This window comes from Legionella sp. km772 (assembly GCF_003989735.1).
In the GTDB taxonomy this organism is placed as follows: Bacteria; Pseudomonadota; Gammaproteobacteria; order Legionellales; family Legionellaceae; genus Legionella.
Map to the genome: position 1 here is coordinate 1 of NZ_RZGQ01000217.1, position 4286 is coordinate 4286.

Below are 4286 nucleotides of genomic sequence, written 5' to 3' on the forward strand. Positions count from 1 at the left end.
TCTCCGCATCGCTGCAGATTGAGTGCAGTGATCATTTTCAGTGAAATCACTGATCGATTTCGAGTGAAATAGGTGATCGTTTAAAGTGAAACGAGTGATCGAATTCAGTGAAATACGCAGTCCCATCTGTTGCAACGCAGCTTGGAATAAAAGCTTGTCAACTCTACAGTTGGATGCACAGCCATCGGTTACCTGGAGAAATAAAGACAATGGTCAATAAGCATAAGGAATTGGAAACCGAAAATAAGGAGCTTCGCCGACAATTGGCTGTAGCTCTTCAGGAGAAGGAAATCTTAAAAAAAGCGGCAGCATACTTTGCGAAGGAAGCGCGGTAAAGTATGCGTTTATCAAAGAAAACAAAGAGCGCTTCAACATTGCACTGATGTGTGGCTGTCTTAAAGTCTCACGGAGCGGTTACTATTCCTGGTGTAAGCATAAGCCTGGCAAGCGTGAGCTGGCTAATGCCGCATTGGATGAGTCTATTCTGACTGTTTTCAACCAGCACGAAGCTCGCCTTGGTGCAATACGAGTGACCAGAGACTTGCATGGAATGGGGATTGATTGCACAAAAAACAGGGTAGCCAGAAGGATGAATCTCATGAAAATTCGGGCTAAAGGAAAGCGTAAATTCAAAGCGACTACTGATTCCGCTCATGCTAAACCGACTTTTGAGAATCTCCTGAATCGTGAATTTAGGGCAGAAGCCCCAAATCAAAAATGGGTAAGCGATATTACCTATGTTTGGACGCAGGAGGGTTGGCTTTATTTGTGTGTATTCATCGACTTATATTCTCGTGCAGTGATTGGCTGGTCGATGGGGAATCGAATTGACAGTAATCTTGTCTGTAATGCATTAATGATGGCTCTCTGGCGGCGAGGTTTCCCAAAAGGTGTCCTTGTACATTCCGACAGAGGCAGTCAATATGCATCAAGAAAATATCTGGCATTGCTTAAAGCCTATCAGTTAATAGGTAGCATGAGTCGGAAAGGAAACTGCTGGGATAATGCCTGTGCAGAAAGCTTTTTCCATACCATTAAAGTAGAGCTCATTAATGGCCTTCTCTACCTCAGCAGGGAAGAGGCAAAACAAAGTATCTTTGAATACATTGAAATGTACTACAACAAGCGAAGGAGGCATTCTACGATCAATTACAATACGCCGGAGGAATTTGAGAAACTAAACTATAGTTTAAGAAAAATTGCTGTCCACTAAAATGGGGTCGGATCAGGGACCACCTTTACCTGATATACGAAGGGACTTTTGTTGCCACAAAATATCTTGTGCAGTTAATGAGCATAATTCAGACACTCGTAACCCTGTGTCAAGTAATATCCAAATAATCAACTTTTCAAGCATTGTTTTGCATGCTTGGGTTTTGTCGCAAAAAGTTGTCTTCTGAGGTAGAGTTTTCACTTTTTCAAAGAAAGGTCACCGATGCTGAACTTCAAGTGGCGTCCTTTTAAACAAGACATTATTTTGAAGTTAGTCAGATGGTATTTGGCCTACTCATTGAGTTACCGTGATGTTGAAGAGTTGGCGTTGGAGCGCGGACTTAAGGTTGATCACTCAACCATTAACCGCTGGGTTATTGCGTATGCTCCCAAGCTGGAAGAAATATTTTGCAAGCAGCACAAGCGTCCTGTTGGTAGTTCCTGGAGGATGGATGAGACCTATATAAGAGTAAAGGGACAATGGATGTATCTGTATCGTGCAGTCGATAAGGAAGGCAATACTATTGATTTCCTGCTATCAGAAAAGCGCGATGAGCCAGCAGCACGGGCATTTTTTAGTAAGGCTATTGGTTCGAACGGCCTTCCAGAAAAGGTAACCATGGATAAAAGTGGTGCCAATAAAGCAGGTATTGATACCATTAACCTCCAGCTGTCGCTACTTTTCATGATGAGCGGAATATTCCTTCAGATTATCGTGAGGCAAATCAAATATCTCAACAACATCGTGGAACAGGATCATCGATTCATCAAGAAAATCACAAAACCCATGAAGGGATTCAAAGCATTCCATTCAGCTAATTCCACGCTGGCTGGAATTGAGCTTCACCATATGCTTAGAAATGGACAGCATTTTCAGGCTGGAAATCAATCCATCTTTGAACAGTTTTATGGACTCGCAGCATAAACTCGCCCAGCGTTTTTCCGTCTTGTGCCTTAAAAAATCTTTGCGACAAAACCTTCCGCTTTTTTATCTCGGTTTTTGTGGTTTTTTACGGTTGGCCGAGCGCAGGCAATTGCGCGCTGTGATTGATTGTTTTAACCTAAATTTGTTTTGCTATATTGATTGCTGGGTTTTTAATTCAAAATACAGACTCCGATATTCAGCATAAGAGATTATTTATAAATGCAAAAAATTATTACAACGCACTTGGGATACGGAAAATATCTATCCCTAAAAGCATTCCTAAAAAAGGTTGGTCATGGATAAAGAGATCATGCTGACAACTTCCCGTTTAATAATTTATTCGCCTTCATCTCAAGATTTTAACGAACTTTATCAATTACAATCGAATCCTGAGGTTATGCGATTTATTGGCAATGGCATACGAACGGAAGAAGAAGTATTGCAAGGGCTGGAAAAGGCAATAGGACATCAAAAAAAACATGGGTTTAGTTTGGGATCTGTGTTTAAAAAAGACGGTTTGGAATTTGTGGGCAGAGCAGGCTTAATCTACAAAAATTATGATGATAGCCAACCTGAAATAGAAGTTGCCTATGCACTGCTTCCCAAATATTGGAAACAGGGATATGCAGTCGAATTGGCTTTAAGCTTAATCAATTGGGCGCATACTTCACTTTTTATTAGCAATATAATAGGAATCGTTAATCCGGAAAATCTCAAATCAAAAAAAGTATTGGAGAATACTGGGATGAATTTTTTCAGAATGGATCAATATGGCGATAAAAATGTTGAAATTTGGACTTCTCCACCCCTAACCTAATATAAAAGACAATAAAAATTATTTAATGCTAACCCCATTGCCAGTATGGGCTGGATATGCGGTAAAACCCCATAACATACTTCCAACACCAACATGGTGCATTACCTTGGTGATGGGAGCATGCTACGGAATATCAAGCTTTTTAAAGATTAAACAGAAAACCCGTAATGTGTCCCGTTAGGAAGTTCTACATCAAGGCGCAGTTTTCCTCCTGTCGCTTCAACATAGCGTTTGAGAGATGAAAGTTTCAAGTCCCTCCCGCGCTTTTCCATCTCAGCCACTGTGGGCTGCTTAATTCCAAGAGTTTGGGCAACTTCTACTTGAGTTTTTTGTACAAGCTCGCGCAATTCAGCCAGATGAATATTAAGCAACATGTCCGCAGCTTTTTCCCGAGCTTCTGCAATAATTTCTGGTTTTTCCTCTGCCAAAAGCTGTTCAAGAGTTCTAGCCATAATGGTTACTCCTTCTTAAGTCGTTCCAGATGTGCCGTAAACTCACGGTCAGCAATCGGGATCATTACATCATAAAATCGTTTCTCTTTACCTGTCTTGTTGCCAGCACAAAGCAAAATTCCTCTCCTTGTAGGATCGAAAGCGAAAAACACCCTAATCGGATCGCCTTTGCTTTGAACCCTAAGCTCCTTCATATTGTTGTGGCATGAACCATTAACAGTGTCTGCATGTGGCCTGGACAGCATGGGTCCTTTCTCCTGAAGTACAAAGATTGACGCAAGTATGTCGGCTCTGTTGGTATCATCTAAGGCATTAAACCATTCATCGAAAGTATCTGTCGTTTCGATTGCCCACATGCTTTCATCCTATTTCAAATATAGGTTATATACTATATAGATTCAAGCCTATAGTCAAGAAATTTGTTGCCGCAGTATGTCCTGGCATCGTCAACTTAACTTTTGCGTTACACTGCGCTTTATTTATCTGGTGAAAAGATGTTGGAGCAAAAGCCGAAGAGATATCGTTATCCTTTAGAGATAATCAGCATTGCGGTATGGAGTTATCACCGGTTTAATGACAGTTACCGAGATGTTTCAGAGCGGTTGCTGTATCGAGGGATTGAAGTAAGCTATGAGACAGTCCGTCAATGGTGTATCAAATTTGGCCCTCACTTTAAGGATGTGATTAAGAAACGAGAACCAAGGCCATCCGATAAATGGCATTTAGATGAGCAACAACTTCGCATCAACGGCGAGATTTATTATTTACTCATGTTACGCACGGTCAATTTTAAGCTGCCATATTTTTAAGCTCCTGCCAAGCAATCTGGTTCGCTCTAAGAATCAATTTGTACTTAATAGCAAAGTGATTTAAATGAGTT

General features: G+C 41.0%; 8 protein-coding genes. 5 read left to right on the forward strand and 3 right to left on the reverse strand.

All coding sequences use genetic code 11. The features are described 5' to 3' along the window. Positions 1-107 precede the first annotated feature (107 nt). The gene (locus ELY15_RS16755; protein ID WP_127101083.1) at positions 108-335 is read left to right on the forward strand and encodes a transposase; all 228 of its coding nucleotides are present in this window, start codon (positions 108-110) and stop codon (positions 333-335) included. Then, positions 263-1213, forward strand: a complete 951-nt coding sequence (locus tag ELY15_RS13970) for an IS3 family transposase (RefSeq protein ID WP_127101085.1) — start codon at positions 263-265, stop codon at positions 1211-1213. Before ELY15_RS16755 ends, ELY15_RS13970 begins: the two co-directional genes overlap by 73 nt. Before the next feature lie 12 nt (positions 1214-1225). On the opposite strand, the gene ELY15_RS13975 is transcribed toward ELY15_RS13970, so the two are convergent. After that, positions 1226-1414: a site-specific integrase gene (locus ELY15_RS13975; protein ID WP_255411117.1), complete on the reverse strand. Its 189-nt coding sequence runs from the start codon at positions 1412-1414 to the stop codon at positions 1226-1228. A gap of 21 nt (positions 1415-1435) precedes the next feature. Between ELY15_RS13975 and ELY15_RS13980 the strand changes: the two genes are divergently transcribed. Beyond that, on the forward strand, positions 1436-2137 hold the full coding sequence (locus tag ELY15_RS13980; protein WP_127101087.1) for an IS6 family transposase: 702 nt from the start codon (positions 1436-1438) through the stop codon (positions 2135-2137). Positions 2138-2432: 295 nt separating this feature from the next. Next, positions 2433-2954, forward strand: coding sequence for a GNAT family N-acetyltransferase (locus ELY15_RS13985; protein ID WP_233586798.1), 522 nt, complete (start codon positions 2433-2435; stop codon positions 2952-2954). Between the two features lie 149 nt (positions 2955-3103). On the opposite strand, the gene ELY15_RS13990 is transcribed toward ELY15_RS13985, so the two are convergent. Further along, positions 3104-3406 (reverse strand): helix-turn-helix domain-containing protein, encoded by a 303-nt coding sequence (locus tag ELY15_RS13990; RefSeq protein ID WP_058444979.1) that lies wholly within the window; start codon positions 3404-3406, stop codon positions 3104-3106. 5 nt (positions 3407-3411) lie between these two features. Continuing rightward, positions 3412-3762 (reverse strand): type II toxin-antitoxin system RelE/ParE family toxin, encoded by a 351-nt coding sequence (locus tag ELY15_RS13995; protein WP_127101089.1) that lies wholly within the window; start codon positions 3760-3762, stop codon positions 3412-3414. A 370-nt stretch (positions 3763-4132) separates the two neighbouring features. Between ELY15_RS13995 and ELY15_RS16265 the strand changes: the two genes are divergently transcribed. After that, positions 4133-4279 carry a hypothetical protein gene (locus ELY15_RS16265; RefSeq protein ID WP_158617505.1) on the forward strand — a complete coding sequence of 49 codons (147 nt, stop codon included), beginning with the start codon at positions 4133-4135 and terminating at the stop codon, positions 4277-4279. Positions 4280-4286: the final 7 nt, after the last annotated feature.

Coding starts and splice junctions, on each gene's coding strand:
- ELY15_RS16265 (WP_158617505.1), top strand. CDS start 4,133: ATGAGCAACAACTTCGCATCAACGGCGAGATTTATTATTTACTCATGT.
- ELY15_RS13985 (WP_233586798.1), top strand. CDS start 2,433: ATGGATAAAGAGATCATGCTGACAACTTCCCGTTTAATAATTTATTCG.
- ELY15_RS13980 (WP_127101087.1), top strand. CDS start 1,436: ATGCTGAACTTCAAGTGGCGTCCTTTTAAACAAGACATTATTTTGAAG.
- ELY15_RS13990 (WP_058444979.1), bottom strand. CDS start 3,406: ATGGCTAGAACTCTTGAACAGCTTTTGGCAGAGGAAAAACCAGAAATT.
- ELY15_RS13995 (WP_127101089.1), bottom strand. CDS start 3,762: ATGTGGGCAATCGAAACGACAGATACTTTCGATGAATGGTTTAATGCC.